Here is an 18,602-nt window from a genome sequence, read left to right on the forward strand (position 1 = left end):
TTTACGTAAATAGCACAATCTTCTGGAACACACGTTCTATTTGTGTTATGGTGAAATGGTATATTATACCTATACTGATGTCAGCACTATTTAATCGTTGAATGAGGTGTGTTGTAATGTTAATAATTGTTAAATTAGTTGCTGCTGCTGTCTTCATTGCTTCTATTGTAGTTGTAATTGTTTCACTTATTAAAAAAAATAAGGAAGGTGCAATGTCTACAACGCTAATCACTGCTGGTCTTGGAATTATCAATGGTTCCTTTGGTACATTCAGTGATAAATTTTTTGCAGCGTTGATACAGCAGCAATCAGAAACAAACTATGTTCAATTAGCTGTAGGGTGTGCAATTTTTTTAGGAGGACTTTACTCTAGTCGTTATGTTAGAAATAAGCTCTATATTCTAAATATTAATGGATACAGAGATTACCGAATTGAAGACCATCAAAATGACTTAGGGTTAAGTCCTTTCGAATTCAAAGAGAATACCATTGATTTCATCAGGCTATTTAAGCGAGGTCCAACTCAACAAAATTTTGATGATATTTACGAAGAAATAAAACAGAAAATTGATGCATTTAAACGAGAAAGTGTTGATGTAAAACGAGCATATACGGGGATTGCGCCAATACCTTTTATATTGCTAGCAGGAAGACATTTCGGCGGTGATGGAATAAATGAACATTTCGAATTGAGAAAGGGCAACAACAACACCTATTATCGTTTGAAATCGAACAAAAAGTGGAAGTTCTTTGCAACAAAATATCCCGCCCTTCACTTAACGATGCCAAATCTAAATCAAACGGTCACAGAAATTGTTTTAACTGTCGGGCTTACTTCAAAGATTACTGCATCCCAAGCTGAGCAATTTTCGTGCCCTATTGTTGATTTATCATTAGATAATCCTATGGATAATGCCATCTTATTTAAAGAGCAATTGAGTGAGTATAACAATCAGATTTATAAATTACTCATCCAACTCAGTAGCGATTATTCCAATCTTCAAAAAATACACCTTCTTTATTCTGGTCAAAGTTGCCTCATTTTCGAATTAGGTAAAGTAATCAGCGATACAAGAATGGCTGAAATTATTAGTTACCAATTTGAGAGGCAACAAACTCCGAATTACCCATGGGGGATTACTTTAAATGGCACACAAACTGGAACATTAACATAATAATGTCATTTGATCATATTTAATCTAAAATTAACTAAATCGGTGATAGAAAGTGAGTGGCTATGTACAATCTTGATAGCAAGTTTAAAACTTTTTACGGTACTCATGTAATTCTTCCGTTAATTGATAAAAACAACCTCTACGCCAAGAAAAATTTAAATGTGACCCGATTAAAAGATGGGCTGGTTGAATACAACGAAGAAAACGGAACAAATTACACCCTAGCTGAGGAACCTGTAGTACAAGGAAGTGTGGCAATGTCTACGGTTATTCAAAATGATAGTAATGAATATGACATTGATGTCGCACTTGTATTTGAAAAGGATGACCTGCCTTCTGGGCCCATTGCAACTAAAAATCTGATCGTGAACGCACTTAAAAGAAAAACTAAACAATTTAGAATAGAACCGGAAGCGAAGACCAATTGTGTTCGAATTTCTTATGCAGATGGATATCACGTCGATTTTGCAATCTATCGAAGATATAAAGACAATGATGAAGATGACGTATACCAATACGAACATTGTGGTAGTATATGGCGTAAACGTGATCCTCGCGCCATTACTCAATGGTTCAATAAAGAGAATAAAGACAAAGATTATAAAATCAGAGATATTGTAAGATTAATAAAGATGTTCTCTAAATCGAGACTATCTTGGGCAAACATGCCGGGTGGATTGATCCAAAGTGTATTGGTTGTGGAGAAGTTTGAATCGTCTGAACGTATGGACGAAAGATTCTACAAGACGATGATAGCTGTTAGAGACCGTTTAAAAGATAATAAAGAAGTTGATAACCCTACAGACCCGTTAAGTAGTTTAAAGCTGGTTAACAAAGATAGTATTAAAATAAACAATTTATACAACCGTCTAAACAATAAAATTTCCAAATTGGATGTATTATTTGATTCCAACTGCACTTGGAATCAGGCAGTTGAAGCATGGGGTGAATTTTTCAATCATGACTACTGGAACGGATTGGTTAAAGATGAAACAGTGAGTAAATCACTGGCGGCAATATCAGAAACCGTTGTTTATTTCCGAGGCGTTGAAGAATACTACGATTTCCAAGATTCTGAAGAATTCATTGAAGATTTTTTTCCGATAAGCACTCAAACTCATTACACTATGGAATTAGATTGTAAGGTTTCTAAAGAAGGGCAACCTACAACTAGATGGTTAAGTAACATACTTAGTAGACATGAGATCCTTTTGCCTGGTCATGAACTTAATTTTGTTGCTCGAACTAATGTTCCACAACCATATCAAGTATATTGGAAAGTAATGAATAAGGGTCCATTCGCAAAAAGAGAAAACAACATTAGGGGACAAATAGTACGAACAGACAAACTCACCCATTTTGAAGTAACCTCTTTTAAGGGTGATCATTATGTAGAATGTTATATTGTCAAAAATGGAATGTGTGTCGTAAAACGGAGAGTCAAAGTGCCTATTCGTGTATAATAATAAAAAGCAGGGTAGGTGTATTTCAAAATACACCTACCCTGCTTTTTATTATTCTGAGAATGAACTTTGCATATCACAACCTCTCACCAGCCATAATTTTCAATGCTGAATCAAATTCTAATTTCATTTTTTCATCTATGTTATTGAGTTCATAACCCTCTGGAATATTAGCTTAACTTCCTCCAAATGGTTTCAAGAACATGTACTTTAGCAGATGGGAGAATGGAACATCCATGTAGTTCCATAACGTACGAACATTTTTTTCGGAAGCAGCAAGGGTTACAATTTCAATTTTTGAAATTAGACTTCTCAAAATTTTATTTGTTCAATTTCCACATCTAAATAATTCAATCGATCAAGTTTTTTCTTTGATCAAAAAGGTGCCTAAATAACTACAGTCTGTTGTTTACTGATGTTTAAAGTCTAATAAGACAAAAAGACACAACAGAGAACACATGAATCATCTCTGTTGTGTCTTTGAAATGAACTAGCGGATATGAGAAGCGGGTCGTGATATCCGTACTTGTCCTTATAAATGAATTTTCATGAGTTTACCAAGCCGCAATCGAGCCATCCGCTCGGGTTTCCGTACCCCCGCATAATACGCCATTGTCCGGGTTGCGCCAGATGATCTGACCGCGTCCAAACTGGGATGGATCGAGCGCCACTTGAATATCATGTCCTTTGCGGGCGAGTGCCTGTGCAATGTGCTGCGGGAAACACGGTTCCACAAGAATGGTTTTGCCCTTCGTCCACTGCCAGCGTGGAGAATCCAGTGCGGCCTGTGGGTTCAGGTGATAATCGATCGTATTCATGACCACCTGCACATGACCCTGCGGCTGCATGAAACCGCCCATGACACCGAATGGCCCAACCGCTTCACTGCCGCGGGTGAGAAACCCCGGAATGATCGTGTGATACGTTCGTTTGCCTGGCTCCAAGGCATTTGCATGATTCGGGTCCAGTGAGAAATTATGTCCGCGATTCTGCAAAGCAATGCCTGTCCCCGGAACAACCAATCCAGACCCGAAGCCCATATAGTTACTCTGGATAAAGGAAACCATGTTACCTTCACCGTCCGCCGTAGCCAGATAGACTGTTCCACTTGCACGTGGATCACCTGCCTCAGGTGCACGTGCGATATCACCAATGAGTTTGCGCCGTTCTTCCGCGTATGCCTCGGATAGCAGTTCCTCCACCGTCACACCCATTTTGCGTTCTTCAGTAATATATTTCTCCCCATCGGCAAATGCCAGCTTCATGGCTTCCAGTTGTTGATGATACGCCAGAACGGATTCTTTCTCGTCGAACTCGTAACCTTTCAACAGATTAAGCGCCGCGAGAGCAATCAATCCTTGTCCATTCGGCGGAATCTCCCATACATCGTAACCACGATAGGAGACGGAGATGGGATCAACCCACTCGGGCTGGAAAGCCTTTAGATCTTCGCGAGTCAGATAACCACCGTGTTCTGCCATAAAGGAATGAATACGTTCAGCCAGTTCTCCTTCGTAAAAGTCTCGCGCTTCGCTCTCGCCAATCTGGCGCAAAGTCGCCGCATGATCCGGCGAGCGCCACATCTCTCCAGCTGCGGGAACACGCCCGCCTGGAGCAAATGTCTCAAACCACGCACGCCCTGCCTCCGCATCGCCCTGGCGTGCATAGATCTCGGCTGCCCTTGCCCAGTGGCGGGCCAGCCCAGGCGCAAGCGGATAACCTTCCTCCGCGTAGCGGATGGCCGGTTCCAGCGCTTCCGCCAGCATGAGCCGCCCAAAACGGCGGCTCAACTCAGCCCAACCCGCCGGTGCGCCAGGCACCGTCACCGGAACAACCCCAAGCTTCGGCATCTCCGTATAGCCTGCCGCTTGAAGCGCCTCAATGGATATGCCCTGAGGCGCAGGGCCGCTGGCATTCAGGCCATGCAGTTTGCCCTCGGTCCATACGAGGGCAAAAGCATCGCCTCCAATGCCATTAGACGTGGGCTCCAGCACCGTGAGTGCTGCCGCAGTTGCAATGGCGGCATCAATGGCATTGCCGCCTTTTTTCAATACATCGAGCCCAGCTTGTGCAGCTAGTGGCTGTGACGTCGCGACCATGCCTTGTTTCGCATACACAGGCACGCGGTAAGAGGGGTACGGTTGGTAGAGTGGATCGAAGTTCATCAGGTTGTTCAGCTCCTTGTCGCAAGATGTCAGGCTCCGGTATAACCGGATCATACTTCTAACCCTCTTCGTAACGGGATAACCGATATCCTGCCACACCTGCCAAATCCAACCTGACATCAGCCTATGTCGTTACCATATCGCCGCCATTCACATGAATGCATTCACCTGTGACGTAGGATGAGTCGCGGGAAGCGAGATAAACATAGGCTGCCGCCAGTTCGTAAGGCTGACCAGCCCGACCCATAGGCGTATCTGTTCCAAATACCTGTACATCCTCAGCGGAGAAACTGGCAGGGATGAGCGGTGTCCAGATGGGTCCCGGAGCGACAGAATTCACACGGATTCCCTGTGCAGCTAGCGATTGGGCGAGTACACGAGTCAGCGATACGACGGCTCCTTTGGTAGAAGAGTAGTCGATCAGTTGGGTATTGCCTTTATATGCCGTAATGGAAGCCGTATTAATGATGGAGGCACCTCTGCACAGATGGGGGAGAGCGGCCTGAATCAGAAAGAAATAGGCGAACACATTGGTCTGAAAGGTGTGATACAGCTGTTCTTCTGTAATATCAACGATACTTGGCTGCACATACTGTACGCCATGATTGTTGACCAGAATATCGATCTTCCCGTACGTTTCCATGGTTGTGCGGATGACGGCTTCACAGTTTTTCTTTAAGCGGAGATCAATCTCGATTAAGAGACAGCGCTGTCCCAGTTCTTCGATCCGTTCACGAGTCCTTTCGGCATCTGTCCGTTCATATAGATAAGCAATGACGATATCCGCACCTTCCTTGGCAAAAGCGATGGCGGCCGCCCGGCCGATTCCACTGTCACCACCCGTAATAATGGCAACTTTACCTTGGAGTTTACAGCTGCCGATATAGGCAGGATCTTCACTAATTGGTTCAGGCACCATCAGGGTTTCCAGACCGGGTTGCTGGTCCTGATGCTGGGGTGGAAATGCCAGTTTTTGCTCCTTGCATACCGTTTTCTCACCATAAAAAGGATAGACAGGATTCATTCGCTTTACATCCTCCTCGAACGTTCATTGATACGGATAACCTATGCATTCGCCCAGAAGAAGGTGCGGGAGGAAGCAGCACGGTTGTTTTTATTGCACAGAATATACCATAATAAGGATAGATCCTTAAATCGATGGAGGTGTCAGGAGCCACATGAATATTCAAGGAATTAATCATTTGTGCTTTTCCGTATCCAATCTGGAGCGGGCCATTACCTTTTATGAGCAGGCTCTCGGTGCCCGAATTCAGGTGAAAGGACGCAAACTGGCTTATTTTGAGCTTGCCGGTGTGTGGATTGCCCTGAATCAGGAGGATGTTATTCGCAACTATACGGAACGAACCTATACCCATATTGCATTTACCGTTACAGAAGAGGAGTTCGACGCGTCTGTGCAGCAGCTGCGAGCAGCGGGTGCTGACATTCTTCCCGGAAGGCCAAGAGATCCGCGGGATGCATTATCTGTATATTTCACCGATCCGGATGGTCATCTGTTCGAACTGCATACAGGTACGATGAAGCAAAGGCTGGATTATTATCGCGAAGACAAGGCTCATATGACCTTTTATCCGTGAGTTCATGTACAAATTGATAAAGTCTGGAATTATAACTCACATATCTATTGTTTAAACATTGGCATTACCTATAATATGGACAAAAGGTACCTTAATTTACCAATGTTAAATTCGTTGGTTCAATTCCAAGGAGGTTTGTCATGATTCAGTTCCCTAAACCGGATGTCGAGCAATATTTTCAGACGTACCGTATTTCGCACTTTGCCGTATCGGCAGACGAGAAACGTTTGTTCATGGACAGCAACCTGAACGGTCAGCCGAATATTTGGGCGATGGATTTGCCTGGAGGATACCCGTATCCTTTAACGTACTTGAATCAGAGCAGTCAATTTATCAAAGCAGACCCGCAAGGACGTCATCTGCTTACCGCGTTTGATCGGGATGGAGATGAGAACTATCATCTGTATGCACTTCCGCCCGAGGGTGGTGTCCCACTGCCTGTGGTTCCGGCAGAACCTAATGATCGCTGTTATTTCGCTGATTTGTCCGAGGATGGACAACGTCTCTATTATGTCACCAGCGCGGGTAATCCGAATTATCTGAATTCACGCCGCATCGATCTGGAGACAGGAGAAGATGAACTGTTATACAGTGGAGAAGAGGTTACGAGCAGCCTGGTGGCTGTAAGTCCTGACGAGAAGAGTTATGTCATTTTAAAAATGTACTCCAATACGTATCAGACGGCGCATCTGTATCGTAACAATGAAGAAATGGTGATCCTGCCAGCTTCAGAACGTCATAGTCAGGTATCCGATCTGATATTTGCAGATGATAATCGTCTTCTGTTCATTACCAATGATGACTCCGCATACGCTTATGTGGCTGAGTACCGTATTGATACCTGCGAATTCCGTTTATTGTGCCGAATCGAAGGGGAAGATGTGGAGTTTATCCGCTGGCATCAGGCTTCCGAGACCTTATATTTCTGGACACTTACAGGGCCGGAGAATCGTATGTACGTATTGGGCAAAAATGCCGATGAGCCTCGGCGCATAGAGATGCCACTGGATACGATAGAGCAGGTGAACGTTACGAAGGCTGGCAATGTGTATATCCTTGGACGTGGAGCGATCCAACCGCATAACATTTATCGCAAAATAGCAGGTGCTGAGTCCTGGGAGCCGCTGACTGCCAATCGGGTAACCGGACTGGACCCAAGTGATCTCGTGTACCCTGACGTTATTCGGTATAACTCCTACGACGGACTGGAGATCGAAGCTCTCTTGTTCAAAGCAAAGCCAGAGCAGGCCAATGGCTACACCGTATTTTGGCCTCATGGTGGGCCGCAAGCATCCGAAGCGAAGTTTTTTCGGCCGATGTTCCAGATGATGCTCGCTCAGGGCTATCATGTCTTTGCACCGAATTTCCGGGGCAGTACCGGATATGGTGCGGAATTCGTCAAGATGGTTGAGCGTGATTGGGGTGAGGGTCCAAGGCTGGACTGTGTTACCGGGATCAACTGGTTGTTCGATCAGGGAATCACCTCGCCAGAACGGTTGTTTGTGGTAGGGGGAAGTTATGGGGGATATATGACCCTGTTATTGGCAGGTCGCCATCCGGAGCTGTTCCGGGCTGCGGTCGATATTTTTGGGCCAAGTAACCTGTTCACATTCCTGGAATCCGTGCCGGAAGACTGGAAGCCGATGATGGATAACTGGCTGGGTGATCCGGTCCGTGACCGCGAACGTTTAACGAAGGATTCACCGATTACGTATCTCGATCAGATGGTGAATCCAATGCTGGTCATTCAGGGTGCTAATGATCCAAGGGTCGTGAAGGCCGAATCTGATCAGATCGTGGCTGCGCTCCAGTCCAAGGGAATGGATGTGGAATACATCGTTCTGGACGATGAGGGCCACGGATTCTCCAGAAAGGCAAATGAGATTCTCGTATACCGCCGGATGTTGGAGTTTTTGCAGAAACATCAGGAGTCACATGTCGCACAAGCTTAAGTTGAGAGATTCCATCGTTGACTGAAATATAGTCAGATGACAAAAACCGCCAGAGATCAAGGATGATCTCTGGCGGTTTTATGCGTGAGCCCGGATGTTGGGCGACATATATGGAACGATACATACGTTAGTTTGGAAGATCGCTATCCATTGAGCGACCTGTCCAAACCTACTAATTAATCTACTAATCTAGCAATGCGACAATTGAATTAATGGACTGCTGCGCCCACTGTGCAAAAGACAGATCGGCTGCCCATGTCACTTGTCCAGTCGCTTTGGCTTCCCCCCACCATAAGATACGTTGATAGAGCAGATGCATGCTGAGACGTGTGCGGAAGTGTTGGCATTTCTCTTCATCTGCTGCACAGACCAGATCCCGGTAGCAGCGAAGGAACTGTGCGGCCAGTTCTGGTTGACCCTCACGAACATACCTGGTGGATATTTTGGTTAGGTCGGCTGTGCCATCTCCGAAGTAGGCGGTTGTAAAATCGAACAAACCACTAATCTGCCACCCTGAAGAACGGTCATTCGGATTTTGAATCAAAATATTCTCGACCTTGAAGTCTCCCATGACAAAACATGGAACAGCTTTGGACCGAAATGCCGGTTCAGCATTTTTGAATTGCTCGTCCACCCACTGAACATCTTCATCCGTAATCACCGAGTACTGTTCAGCATCATGTAACCAGTGACGAATGGTCCCGTACAACCAGTCCAGATAATCGCCTGCAAAGGAAACAATCTGCTGCGCTACAGGATCATATTCCCCGGCATCGGGCACCTTCCAGCGGTGCAGTTCAGCCAAAGTATGGGCAAACATACAGGCGATCTCTTCCTGATCTTGCTGTGACAGTGAAGCCTGGAATGCTGGATCATACAGGTGATTCCCGGGCAGGCGCGGCATTATGGCATAACTCCAGCCTAGCAGATGGGTATCTTCATGTAATAAATATGGATCAGGGACAGGAATGGACGTATGTTTTGCCAGTTGTTCTACAAAGAACCTTTCTTCCTGTAACTGTCCTGCATATAAAGGATTGCCTTTCAGAATATATTCTCCACGGGAAGAGCGAATGAGCAGTGTCTGACCCATAACACCTTTATCTGTTCGTCGATAATCTTCAAGGGTTCCCAGGTCAAGCTCATTCAGCGCATCCTGCAATGAAACTGCGGCCACTTCGCCAAGTTGATTGGAACCAAAATATATACGGGTTGTCATATGGCCGGACCCTCCTGGATATTAGTCCTCATTCTCTTCGTCAGACAGGTCATACGTATCCTCATCGACCAATCCACGGATGAAAGCTTCAAAATTCGGCGCAAGATATGTAATCTCATAATCATTTTCCTGATCTACATGAACGACACAAGGTTCACCTTCAGGGCCGCAGAAGCGATAATCCAGCATAACGACATCATGACCAGCGGATGGACAATCACAGATCACAATCCCCAGGTCGGGGTATCCCCAATCCTCGATCATGAACCGACTTCCCAGCTCACCAGCGAGTGCGTATGTTTTATCGTGTCCGATTCCCATAATGCTTGAAATGGCAATGTGATCCTCAGCCCAGGAAGTCGCTTCTTGGGTGGGAAATACAGTGAGCGCAGGGATACCGCCGTTTTGCGTATTCATCAGTTGAATATAGGAGGCAGGGAGCTTGTAACCCAATTCGTGTTCAATCGAAACAATCGTGGCTTCGTCAAAGGGAGCCGACACATGGTTGTCCCGTGCATAATCACTCTGTTTCCAGAATGTCCCTGGGTCGTAGGTTCCTGAAGCAGCACGAAGATGGTTCAACGTGCCACGCTGCTCCCATTCTGTTACTTGTTCTTCATGGCGTTGTCGATCCCGCCGCATCTTCTCAGCGAAAGGTCGAATCTGACTTAGAAATTCAAGGGTTGATTCATCATGTGGCTGAAGTTCGTTAGCTCTCTCAAAAGCCAGTAGTGCCTGTTCATAACTCGCTATATGACAGTATGCATAACCCAAGCGGTATTGCCAGAGCGGGTCGTTTACCCCTTGCTCCTCGACAGACAACAGTTGTTGAATGGCTTTGTGACAACGTGCATCATTGTTATAGGCTCTGGCGAGTTGACCAATCAGATCATAATCCCGCTCTGAGACGGGGATACGTTCAATATGTTCAATAATGAGACTGAATTGGTCCTGCTCATGCCACAAATTAATTTGTTCCAGCAGTTCTTTTTCCATGAATAGGCCTCACTTCCGTAGGAGGGGTATGAATCTCTTTCATTATATAATAAGTGCGTGTTGGTTGGAGAATGTATAAATCAAGATCTTCGTAGCATACTGTTTAAGTATACTTTAAGTTGTGTTTAACTTTGTTTAAGTGATATGTTGAAAGTTAAACTTTACTATCCTATACTAGGAGTGTGAGGTGAGATGGATATGGGAATTACAAGAGTTGAAAAGAATATATTTAGTCAGAACACAGATGAGATTGCTTCTGAGTTAGTTCAGAGCTTGAGCAATACGGATAATAGCATTTTACTGTTCAAAGTGCTGGCACTTGCAGTCAAGAATAATACTGAATTTGTTCGTAGCCTGGATGAATCTATCTTTGAAGATGCTGATATCTTTAGAGAAAAGTATGTTACTCTTCTCAAACATGCGTTAAGTCAAGCAGTGAATGTACCGACAGGAATTACAGACAGTGGTGTTCCTTCTATTGAAGCTGTACGTTCTTATACTCCTAAAGAATTATCTGTATTTTTTGGAGTGAGTATTACGACGATTTTTAACTGGATTGATCAAGGCCGTTTTATGGGGATTCAAAGAGCCGGGTCCAACAAACATAATCTCATCCCAGACGATACTACATATGTGTATGGATCAGGTAAAAGAACGACGATTAAAGAGATTGTGACTATGTGGAAAAAGGAAGAGGCAGGACGCCAATCCACAATAGAAGTCAGTGACCTGGATTACCACACGGGGCAAATTGCCTTATACGAAGATAAATACAAAGGGGAATTCGAACGGACACTCGGAACTAAATTGAATTTAACACCTGAAGAAGAAACCGATGCACAAGTTTGGAAACACCATTTGGGGAGGCAGCATCTTGGCTTTAAAGATACCGAAAAGTAATTTTCGTTTTATTGAGAATGATTTTTCAGATATTATTATGGAGATTCGAGATGGTGACCAGGGTCTTCCAAGCAGCACTAGAACTATTCGTAAAACAATTGTCTTTAATGATTTATCGAAGATGTACTGTGTAGAGGAGATAGATCGAAACGGGGGATTCATCGAGTTATATTGGTATGATTGGTATGATGATCAAAAGGAGTTGGTTATGAAATTCCATGCTCACTATCATCCTGATGAAACACCCGCTAATATCACGATGTATGACCCGTTTCATATTCATACGGCAAATGAAAGAAGATTGAATAATGAAAAATTTCAAGAATTATATACGATTCTTGAGTTTATTTGATTAAGAAATATCTCTATTAAATTATAATAGTTCAACGCTGATATAATGTTTGTACATACGAATTAAACAACACTCCCTGAACTTAGGCATGATAGCCACAGTTCAGGGAGTGTTGTTTTTATTTATAGTCTATTCTTTATTACAAATCGTCAAATCCGTTATCGTCGCCAACTTTACCGTAGTTACGGGATTTAGCTTCGAAGAAGTCGGTTTTGGTTGCATTCAATGCTTCATCGGAGAATGGTTTGATCCAAGGCATGCAGTTTACATCCACACCTTCATATGCTTTTTCCATCCCCATCAGACGCAGACGTTTGTTGGCGATGTACTTGATGTAATCTTCCAACTCGTTCAGGTCAATACCGCGCACGTTGCTGAGTGTGTAATGTGCCCAGTTGGTTTCAAGTTCAACAGCACGATGGATTGTTTTGTATACATAGTCCATGTTCTCAGGTGTGTTCAGTTCAGGGAAGTCTACCAGCAACTGTTTGTACACTTCAGCGAAGAAGTAACAGTGTTGGTTTTCATCCCGCTGGATATACGAGATCATCTGGCTGGTTGCCATCATTTTCTGGTCACGGGCCAGATTGTAGAAGAAGGCAAACGTACTATAGAAGAAGATACCTTCGAGTACCAGATCGGCTACCATAGCCTGGAAGAACGTCTGTGGAGACGGCTCATCCCGGAATGTTTGGTAGATGTCTGCGATGAAACGGTTACGGTCAAGCAGGACTGGATCATGTTTCCAGTATTCAAAAATTTCCTTTTGCTCCCGATCAGATACGATCGAAGACAGGACGTAGGAATACGATTGGTTATGAACGACTTCCTGTTGTCCGATAATGGCCGAGATCGCTTCGAGTGAAGAATCGGTAAAGTAACGTTTTACGTCACCAACAAACATCGTCTGCATGGAATCAAGTACCGCGAGCAGAGAGATGTTGATTTTAAACGTACGTTGCTCTTCCTCGTCCAGTTGAGCAAACTGGGAAGCATCTTTGGACATTGGAATCTCGTCTGCGATCCAGTGGTTGAGCAGCAATACTTTGTACAATTTGTACATATGAGGCATGCGAATGTCGTTCCAGTTCAGGATACCGGAGCATTCACCTTCAATAATACGTGTTGATTGGTTAGGGGCTTCGGTGTTGAAAATTTTCTGTACTTGCATTGTTCCGTTCACTCCTTGAATGAATTTACACTGTATAACTACGATGACAGAACAACCTTCCGATCGCTGTTATCCCCTGATTTTTTTGGTTCCCTCTTTCAAAGGGAAAAATCCGGTGATAAAGGCGAGCGCTCCGCTTCTTCAGCTTCTTTCTGTCCTCTTCGTTATCGTGTAATCATTAATTCTTTTATATATTAGGGTTGTATAATGTGGCATCTATATCAACATCTTGCGATGCTGTGATCGTGTTTTAGGCAAAAAAGAACCAGGGCAACGCCATTTTGCAATCAAAACAGGATGCCCTGGTGGTCACCTCGAATCTAGTATATCTTCTCTATCATGGATAAAGCGTAAATTGCGCAAAAATCAAGATTCTTCAATTGTTAATGCCCGGCTACGAACATAATAAGTTGATTTCATGCCGGCTCTCCAGGCGTGCAGATGCAATTCCAGGAATTCTGTTGCTTTAATATCTGGTCGAACGTAGAAGTTGAAACTTTGTCCCTGATCGACGTGGCGCTGACGGGCAGCCGCCATATTAATGGAAGCATGTTGATCCACCTGAAACGCCGTTTGGTAATAAGGACTTGTTTTTTCGGACAGATCCGGAGCTGGATTGGCAATTTTGTAAGTTGTTTTCTCTTCATAAGATAACAGCTCATAGAGCGGATCAATACTAGCCGTTGAACCAGCAATAATGGACGTGGAACCGTTAGGTGCAATGGCGAACAACCAGGCATTACGTACACCGTTTTGTCGTACTTCGGCTTGCAGTTCTTTCCACTGTTCGGTTGTCACGAATTCGCCTACGCGCTCACCTGATGTGTACTCGCGTTGGTCGAAGTAATGACCACTTTCCCAATCGGAACCTTTGAATTTCGGATAATGTCCTTTTTCCTTGGACAGCTCCATACTGGATTTCACGAGCAGGTAGTTAATTTTTTCATACAGATTATCGTTATACGTTACAGCTTCTTCAGACTCCCAATGAATGCCTTCGAGAGCAAGCAGGTGATGTAGTCCGAATGTTCCCAGACCGACTGCACGATATTGGCTGTTGGTATATTGGGCTTGCAACACTTCAATGTTGTTAATGTCGATAACATTGTCTAGCATGCGCACCTGAATCGGAACGAGACGCTCCAATACATTATGAGGTATAGCACGTGCCAGATGGATGGAGTTCAGGTTGCAGACAACAAAGTCGCCAGGCACTTTGGAAATCACGATGCGAGTTTGTCCATCCTTGGTTACGAGTTCTTCCTTTTCAATTACAGTAGCAGACTGGTTCTGCATAATTTCGGTACACAGGTTGGAGGAGTATACCATACCGTGTGCACGGTTAGGATTCGAGCGGTTAACCGTATCCCGGTAGAACATGTATGGCGTACCTGTCTCCAGTTGGGATTTCAGTACTCGCTTCATGATGTCAATCGCCTGTACTGTAATCCGGGACAGCAGTGGGTGATTCACTGCTTCTTCGTATTTATCACGGAACGCACCTGCACCAAAGGACTCATCATAGAAATCTTCCAGTCCGAGTGCACGACCATTCTCGTCCTTCCAGCCCATCACTTTCTTTGTTTCGTGTGGACAGAACAAGCTCCATTCGCCGCGGCTGGATACCCGTTCCATGAACAAGTCAGGCAGACAGATGCCGTGGAATACGTCATGCGCACGCATACGCTCGTCACCGTTGTTCAGCTTCAGATCGAGGAAGGCCAGAATGTCTTTGTGGAAGACGTCCAGATATACAGCAATGGCACCTTTACGCGTACCGAGCTGGTCTACGCTGACCGCTGTATTGTTCAGTTGGCGAATCCAAGGGATTACACCGGAACTTGTATTTTGGTGACCACGGATATCCGAACCACGAGCTCTGACTTTGCCGAGGTAAACGCCGATGCCGCCACCCATTTTGCTCAGACGAGCTACATCCGTGTTGGAATCAAAGATACCTTCGAGTGAGTCGTCCACCGTATCAATGAAGCAGCTGGAAAGTTGACCGGCTACTTTTTTACCTGCATTGGACATCGTAGGAGTAGCTGCGGTCATGTACATGTTGCTCATTGCCCAGTATGCTTCCTTGACGAGATCCATACGTTTCTCGGCAGGCTCTTGGTGCATTAGGAACATGGCGATAACCATATAACGCTCTTGCGGCAATTCCATTACTTTTCCATCAAAATCGTGTGCGAGGTAACGTTCTGCCAGTGTGAGCAAGCCGATGTAATCGAAAAGCAGATCGTTGCGGTAGTCAATGCACTCAGCAAGTTCATCGATCTGTTCTTTGGTGTAACATTCCAGCAATTCTTCGCGGTAGATACCTTTTTTCACGAGATCTACAAGAAGAGGATGGAATGCGCCATAAGGCTCGTCCGGGTAAGACTTGTATCTGCGGTTGGTAGCCGCTTTTTTGTAAAGGGAAGTGAGCAGGGAGCGCGCCGCTGCAAATTTCCAATTAGGCTCCTCTTTGGTTACCAGTTCCAGTGCGCTCATGATAAAAGCGTTGCTGATTTCGTCTCCGGTAACTTCATCACGGCGGAGCTTGCTGTTTACCCCACGTACCAGACGTTCCTTGTCCAGCATTTCCAGTCCTTCCAGAGTACGGTCGGCATATACCGAGATGCGCATATCATCAAAGGCAAGCTGGCGGTTGTTCGGCTTGGTCACAACTTGTGGCATGAATATTCCTCGCTTTCGCATGTTTAAGAGATAAATTGGAGAAATTCTTTATATAAAGAATTGAGTGTTGTCTTACGGTGAGAGTAAGGTAAAGGTTGCTTTTGGCAGACTGAAACGGCGGTGACAAGTTCATGTCTTAAATCGCTCAACTTGAGGAGCACAAAACAGCACAATGCAGAACATACTCATATAAAAAGCATTCTCCCCGCCTCGCGGCTGAAAATGCCCATGGATGCTCTGGCTTCCTTACTGTCTTAGAGGTTCAGAATATCGACAGAAAAGGGTGCTTATGTAAGCTTTTGTCTATTGCAGATGTGTCTGTAGTTTGAGGATACCGGATGCAGTCCAAACAGCCCCGTTAACCTCCATGTCAACTCTGTTTCGAGAAAGCGATTTACACCTACAGGGACGTGCCTTTGGAGGTGATTTCATCCTGTTTTTCGCGAGAATGCAGAAGGTGACTAATAGAAGCGGAGAAATCTAGTGTTACTACATTTTGTAGCTGTCAACATACTGTAACCCAACATATTGTGTTTGTAAAGTGGGCAGAACCAGTAAAACGTAATTCCGAGTATACCATTTAAGCCAGGAATCCGCAAAGGAAAAGGACTGGAAGATTTGAAGATTTATCAAAAAAAAATTTTGAACAATTTGAATGACGTCTTCACGTCAGTTTGAATTGTAACGCATTCAACTGGTAGAATAAAAATAGTCAAAAATCGACTAAAATTAGCGGCAGCGGTTGTTCACGGGGCCCTTAGGAGGCGGAGCAAAATGGCAATAGCAGAAGTGACTGTAATTCCAATTGGAACGGGTACAACCAGTCTAAGCAGTTATGTGGCGGATATGCAAAAGGTATTGGAACATCAACGGGGCATTACATATCAGTTAACTTCCATGAGCACCATTATTGAGGGACCGCTTAACGAGATCTTTACAGCAATTGCGGCTCTACATGAAGCGCCGTTTTTGTCAGGAGCTCAGCGTGTTTCCACATCCGTCAAAATTGACGACCGTCGTGATAAACCGGACGCCTCAAGTATACAGAAGTTACAATCGGTTCAGGATAAACTGACATCACATCAGGCAAGCCCCAATTAATAACTAATCATTGTTCTAGAAGAGAAGCAAATTCTTCATATATCAGAAATGGAACTATCGATATTTTTACGACAAAGAAAAATAAAACAATCCTCGTTGAAATTCTCTCACCGAGGATTGTTTTGTTTTATTAGACTATTGGATCAAACCAGCTTTTTTTAGATCTCCACGATTCAGAACTAGGGAACCCTGTAATTTTTTGTAACGGATTGTTTTACCTGAGGGATCCGCGACAACTTTTTCCTCGTTTTCCTTAAGACCATTGGCGTTGACACTAAGGATGGTTTTTAGATTTTTTGAGACGTTGTAAACATCCGCCGAATCTCCTTTTAGAGCAACTTTATATCCATTAGATGCGGATAGATCAATCAGGCTAATCCAATCGGCTTGTGATTGACTCTTCGCAGAAAACTCAATGGAACGGGACGCACTGGTGTAATTAACTTCATAGCCAAGGATCTTGGCAACTTCACGAAGTTGTAAATACGTATTGCCCTTATAAAGCAATTGATCTGACGTAACAGTTTTGGACTGACCGTTAACAATAACTTTAAAGTTTGCCAAAGTTGCTTGAACTTTTTGTGAGGTAGCAGCCACAGCCATTGAAGAAGAACCAACCAACATCCCTATAGATAAAGCAACAAAAACCTTTTTCATTTTCATCTTGATCATCAACTCCTATGTAAATGTATTATACCTGAGAATAATACCCTAATTAGGAAGCGTTGACACGGGCGGAAACTATTATTTTTTTGCTTCTTACGACTCATAATTTTGCTGAACCACTGATAATTTGAACAATTAGTATGGAATTATAATAAGGATGAATTAATTCAGTCTAAAATCACCAATTTTGAATATGAATAGGGGCTAGGCAATAATAGTGAAGACACACATAACGAGATCTTTTACAGCAATTGCGGCTCTGCATGAAGCGCCGTTTTTGTCAGGAGCTCAGCGTGTTTCCACATCCGTCAAAATTGACGACCGTCGTGATAAACCGGATGCCTCAAGTATACAGAAGTTACAATCGGTTCAGGATAAACTGACATCACCTCAGGCACATCCGAATTAATGGTTTAGTGTAAACATCCGTATATTCGGTTATTCGGTATGTTATAAGTCATTAATTAAAGGTTAGATTGTGTCTGTCTGTGTAGTTAACGTGAATTTCTGACATCTATAAACCGAAAGAAATAAAAAGACCAGCTTAATGGTATTATCCCCTTTAAGTAGACACTTGAAAAAGCCTTCATGTTATCATGAGGGTTCAAGTGACACTTGGAGGGGATATTTTTATGGCAAAAAAAGGACAAACATTTCAGACGTATACCGAAGAATTTAAATTGAATGCGGTTAGATCCTATGTCGAAGGGTCTTCAAGTTATAAAGTGGTAGCTGAACGCAAAGGAATTCGAAACTGTTCACAACTGAAGGTGTGGGTGAAAAAGTGGAAAAACGGGGAATCGTTCGATGAGCGAAAAAACAATGTTCCGAATCCAATGAAAGGACGTCCCCGTACTGCCTTTAGCAGTGTAGAAGAAGAACGTGACTACCTTCAAGCACAGGTGGATTATTTAAAAAAGCGGTATCCAAATCTAGTAAAGGAGAAGCGCTGAGCCAACGGGAGAACTACGATATCATAGACGAATTGCGCTGCTCGCATAGCATTACACGCCTATTATCGATTACAGGAATACCCCGTTCCAGTTATTACAAATGGCGAGCAACACAGCCGCAGCGAGACGCAAGACAAGACCGTGATCGTGAGATCAAAGAACACATGATGGCTATTCATTTTGCAAACCGAGAGTTTGGTTATCCT

Annotated in this window: 15 protein-coding genes and 1 pseudogene; 9 read left to right on the forward strand and 7 right to left on the reverse strand. The window is 44.1% G+C overall.

Annotated features, from left to right (window positions below):
* The first annotated feature begins 116 nt into the window (after window positions 1-116).
* Together ACE04G_RS11105 and ACE04G_RS11110 are read left to right on the forward strand one after the other, a co-directional pair.
* A complete protein-coding gene (locus ACE04G_RS11105) occupies window positions 117-1,175 on the forward strand; it encodes an SAVED domain-containing protein (RefSeq protein ID WP_449004344.1) in 1,059 nt (352 codons plus the stop codon).
* A gap of 62 nt (window positions 1,176-1,237) precedes the next feature.
* A complete protein-coding gene (locus ACE04G_RS11110; RefSeq protein WP_449004353.1) occupies window positions 1,238-2,638 on the forward strand; it encodes a nucleotide-binding domain-containing protein in 1,401 nt (466 codons plus the stop codon).
* A 554-nt stretch (window positions 2,639-3,192) separates the two neighbouring features.
* Here ACE04G_RS11110 and ACE04G_RS11115 read toward each other — a convergent pair.
* Window positions 3,193-4,803: a gamma-glutamyltransferase family protein gene (locus tag ACE04G_RS11115; protein WP_449004354.1), complete on the reverse strand. Its 1,611-nt coding sequence runs from the start codon at window positions 4,801-4,803 to the stop codon at window positions 3,193-3,195.
* Window positions 4,804-4,927: 124 nt separating this feature from the next.
* Window positions 4,928-5,827 (reverse strand): glucose 1-dehydrogenase, encoded by a 900-nt coding sequence (locus ACE04G_RS11120; RefSeq protein ID WP_036607429.1) that lies wholly within the window; start codon window positions 5,825-5,827, stop codon window positions 4,928-4,930.
* A gap of 154 nt (window positions 5,828-5,981) precedes the next feature.
* Between ACE04G_RS11120 and fosB the strand changes: the two genes are divergently transcribed.
* Both fosB and ACE04G_RS11130 read left to right on the forward strand, forming a co-directional pair.
* Entirely contained in the window at window positions 5,982-6,401 is a 420-nt protein-coding gene (gene fosB / locus ACE04G_RS11125; protein WP_221823698.1) for a metallothiol transferase FosB, read from the forward strand.
* A 140-nt stretch (window positions 6,402-6,541) separates the two neighbouring features.
* Window positions 6,542-8,353 carry a S9 family peptidase gene (locus tag ACE04G_RS11130; RefSeq protein ID WP_449004345.1) on the forward strand — a complete coding sequence of 604 codons (1,812 nt, stop codon included), beginning with the start codon at window positions 6,542-6,544 and terminating at the stop codon, window positions 8,351-8,353.
* Between the two features lie 184 nt (window positions 8,354-8,537).
* Here the strand turns inward: ACE04G_RS11130 and ACE04G_RS11135 are convergent, their stop codons facing one another.
* Window positions 8,538-9,572: a phosphotransferase family protein gene (locus tag ACE04G_RS11135; protein ID WP_405131302.1), complete on the reverse strand. Its 1,035-nt coding sequence runs from the start codon at window positions 9,570-9,572 to the stop codon at window positions 8,538-8,540.
* A gap of 21 nt (window positions 9,573-9,593) precedes the next feature.
* Window positions 9,594-10,568 (reverse strand): SMI1/KNR4 family protein, encoded by a 975-nt coding sequence (locus ACE04G_RS11140; RefSeq protein ID WP_221823692.1) that lies wholly within the window; start codon window positions 10,566-10,568, stop codon window positions 9,594-9,596.
* 192 nt (window positions 10,569-10,760) lie between these two features.
* Here ACE04G_RS11140 and ACE04G_RS11145 point away from each other — a divergent pair, with 192 nt between their 5' ends.
* Complete coding sequence (locus tag ACE04G_RS11145; protein ID WP_221823690.1) at window positions 10,761-11,468, forward strand: helix-turn-helix domain-containing protein; 708 nt, start codon at window positions 10,761-10,763, stop codon at window positions 11,466-11,468.
* Complete coding sequence (locus ACE04G_RS11150) at window positions 11,443-11,820, forward strand: toxin-antitoxin system TumE family protein (RefSeq protein WP_449004346.1); 378 nt, start codon at window positions 11,443-11,445, stop codon at window positions 11,818-11,820. Before ACE04G_RS11145 ends, ACE04G_RS11150 begins: the two co-directional genes overlap by 26 nt.
* A gap of 139 nt (window positions 11,821-11,959) precedes the next feature.
* On the opposite strand, the gene ACE04G_RS11155 is transcribed toward ACE04G_RS11150, so the two are convergent.
* Window positions 11,960-12,991 carry a ribonucleotide-diphosphate reductase subunit beta gene (locus ACE04G_RS11155; RefSeq protein WP_091018583.1) on the reverse strand — a complete coding sequence of 344 codons (1,032 nt, stop codon included), beginning with the start codon at window positions 12,989-12,991 and terminating at the stop codon, window positions 11,960-11,962.
* Between the two features lie 366 nt (window positions 12,992-13,357).
* Window positions 13,358-15,676: a ribonucleoside-diphosphate reductase subunit alpha gene (locus tag ACE04G_RS11160; RefSeq protein WP_221823685.1), complete on the reverse strand. Its 2,319-nt coding sequence runs from the start codon at window positions 15,674-15,676 to the stop codon at window positions 13,358-13,360.
* Window positions 15,677-16,450: 774 nt separating this feature from the next.
* Here ACE04G_RS11160 and ACE04G_RS11165 point away from each other — a divergent pair.
* The gene (locus ACE04G_RS11165) at window positions 16,451-16,777 is read left to right on the forward strand and encodes an MTH1187 family thiamine-binding protein (protein ID WP_221823684.1); all 327 of its coding nucleotides are present in this window, start codon (window positions 16,451-16,453) and stop codon (window positions 16,775-16,777) included.
* Window positions 16,778-16,912: 135 nt separating this feature from the next.
* On the opposite strand, the gene ACE04G_RS11170 is transcribed toward ACE04G_RS11165, so the two are convergent.
* The gene (locus ACE04G_RS11170) at window positions 16,913-17,440 is read right to left on the reverse strand and encodes a stalk domain-containing protein (protein WP_221823682.1); all 528 of its coding nucleotides are present in this window, start codon (window positions 17,438-17,440) and stop codon (window positions 16,913-16,915) included.
* Window positions 17,441-17,681: 241 nt separating this feature from the next.
* Between ACE04G_RS11170 and ACE04G_RS11175 the strand changes: the two are divergent.
* Both ACE04G_RS11175 and ACE04G_RS11180 read left to right on the forward strand, forming a co-directional pair.
* Window positions 17,682-17,852: pseudogene (locus ACE04G_RS11175) on the forward strand (thiamine-binding protein); the annotation flags it as partial.
* Window positions 17,853-18,075: 223 nt separating this feature from the next.
* Entirely contained in the window at window positions 18,076-18,396 is a 321-nt protein-coding gene (locus tag ACE04G_RS11180; protein ID WP_449004347.1) for a transposase, read from the forward strand.
* The last annotated feature ends 206 nt before the right edge of the window (window positions 18,397-18,602 follow it).

This window comes from Paenibacillus sp. AGC31 (genome assembly GCF_057334655.1).

What these genes read in the sequence shown, in the direction of transcription:
- ACE04G_RS11105 (WP_449004344.1), top strand. Translation starts at nt 117, where the DNA reads ATGTTAATAATTGTTAAATTAGTTGCTGCTGCTGTCTTCATTGCTTCT.
- ACE04G_RS11110 (WP_449004353.1), top strand. Translation starts at nt 1,238, where the DNA reads ATGTACAATCTTGATAGCAAGTTTAAAACTTTTTACGGTACTCATGTA.
- ACE04G_RS11115 (WP_449004354.1), bottom strand. Translation starts at nt 4,803, where the DNA reads ATGAACTTCGATCCACTCTACCAACCGTACCCCTCTTACCGCGTGCCT.
- ACE04G_RS11120 (WP_036607429.1), bottom strand. Translation starts at nt 5,827, where the DNA reads ATGAATCCTGTCTATCCTTTTTATGGTGAGAAAACGGTATGCAAGGAG.
- fosB (WP_221823698.1), top strand. Translation starts at nt 5,982, where the DNA reads ATGAATATTCAAGGAATTAATCATTTGTGCTTTTCCGTATCCAATCTG.
- ACE04G_RS11130 (WP_449004345.1), top strand. Translation starts at nt 6,542, where the DNA reads ATGATTCAGTTCCCTAAACCGGATGTCGAGCAATATTTTCAGACGTAC.
- ACE04G_RS11135 (WP_405131302.1), bottom strand. Translation starts at nt 9,572, where the DNA reads ATGACAACCCGTATATATTTTGGTTCCAATCAACTTGGCGAAGTGGCC.
- ACE04G_RS11140 (WP_221823692.1), bottom strand. Translation starts at nt 10,568, where the DNA reads ATGGAAAAAGAACTGCTGGAACAAATTAATTTGTGGCATGAGCAGGAC.
- ACE04G_RS11145 (WP_221823690.1), top strand. Translation starts at nt 10,761, where the DNA reads ATGGATATGGGAATTACAAGAGTTGAAAAGAATATATTTAGTCAGAAC.
- ACE04G_RS11155 (WP_091018583.1), bottom strand. Translation starts at nt 12,991, where the DNA reads ATGCAAGTACAGAAAATTTTCAACACCGAAGCCCCTAACCAATCAACA.
- ACE04G_RS11160 (WP_221823685.1), bottom strand. Translation starts at nt 15,676, where the DNA reads ATGCCACAAGTTGTGACCAAGCCGAACAACCGCCAGCTTGCCTTTGAT.
- ACE04G_RS11165 (WP_221823684.1), top strand. Translation starts at nt 16,451, where the DNA reads ATGGCAATAGCAGAAGTGACTGTAATTCCAATTGGAACGGGTACAACC.
- ACE04G_RS11170 (WP_221823682.1), bottom strand. Translation starts at nt 17,440, where the DNA reads ATGAAAATGAAAAAGGTTTTTGTTGCTTTATCTATAGGGATGTTGGTT.
- ACE04G_RS11180 (WP_449004347.1), top strand. Translation starts at nt 18,076, where the DNA reads ATGGCAAAAAAAGGACAAACATTTCAGACGTATACCGAAGAATTTAAA.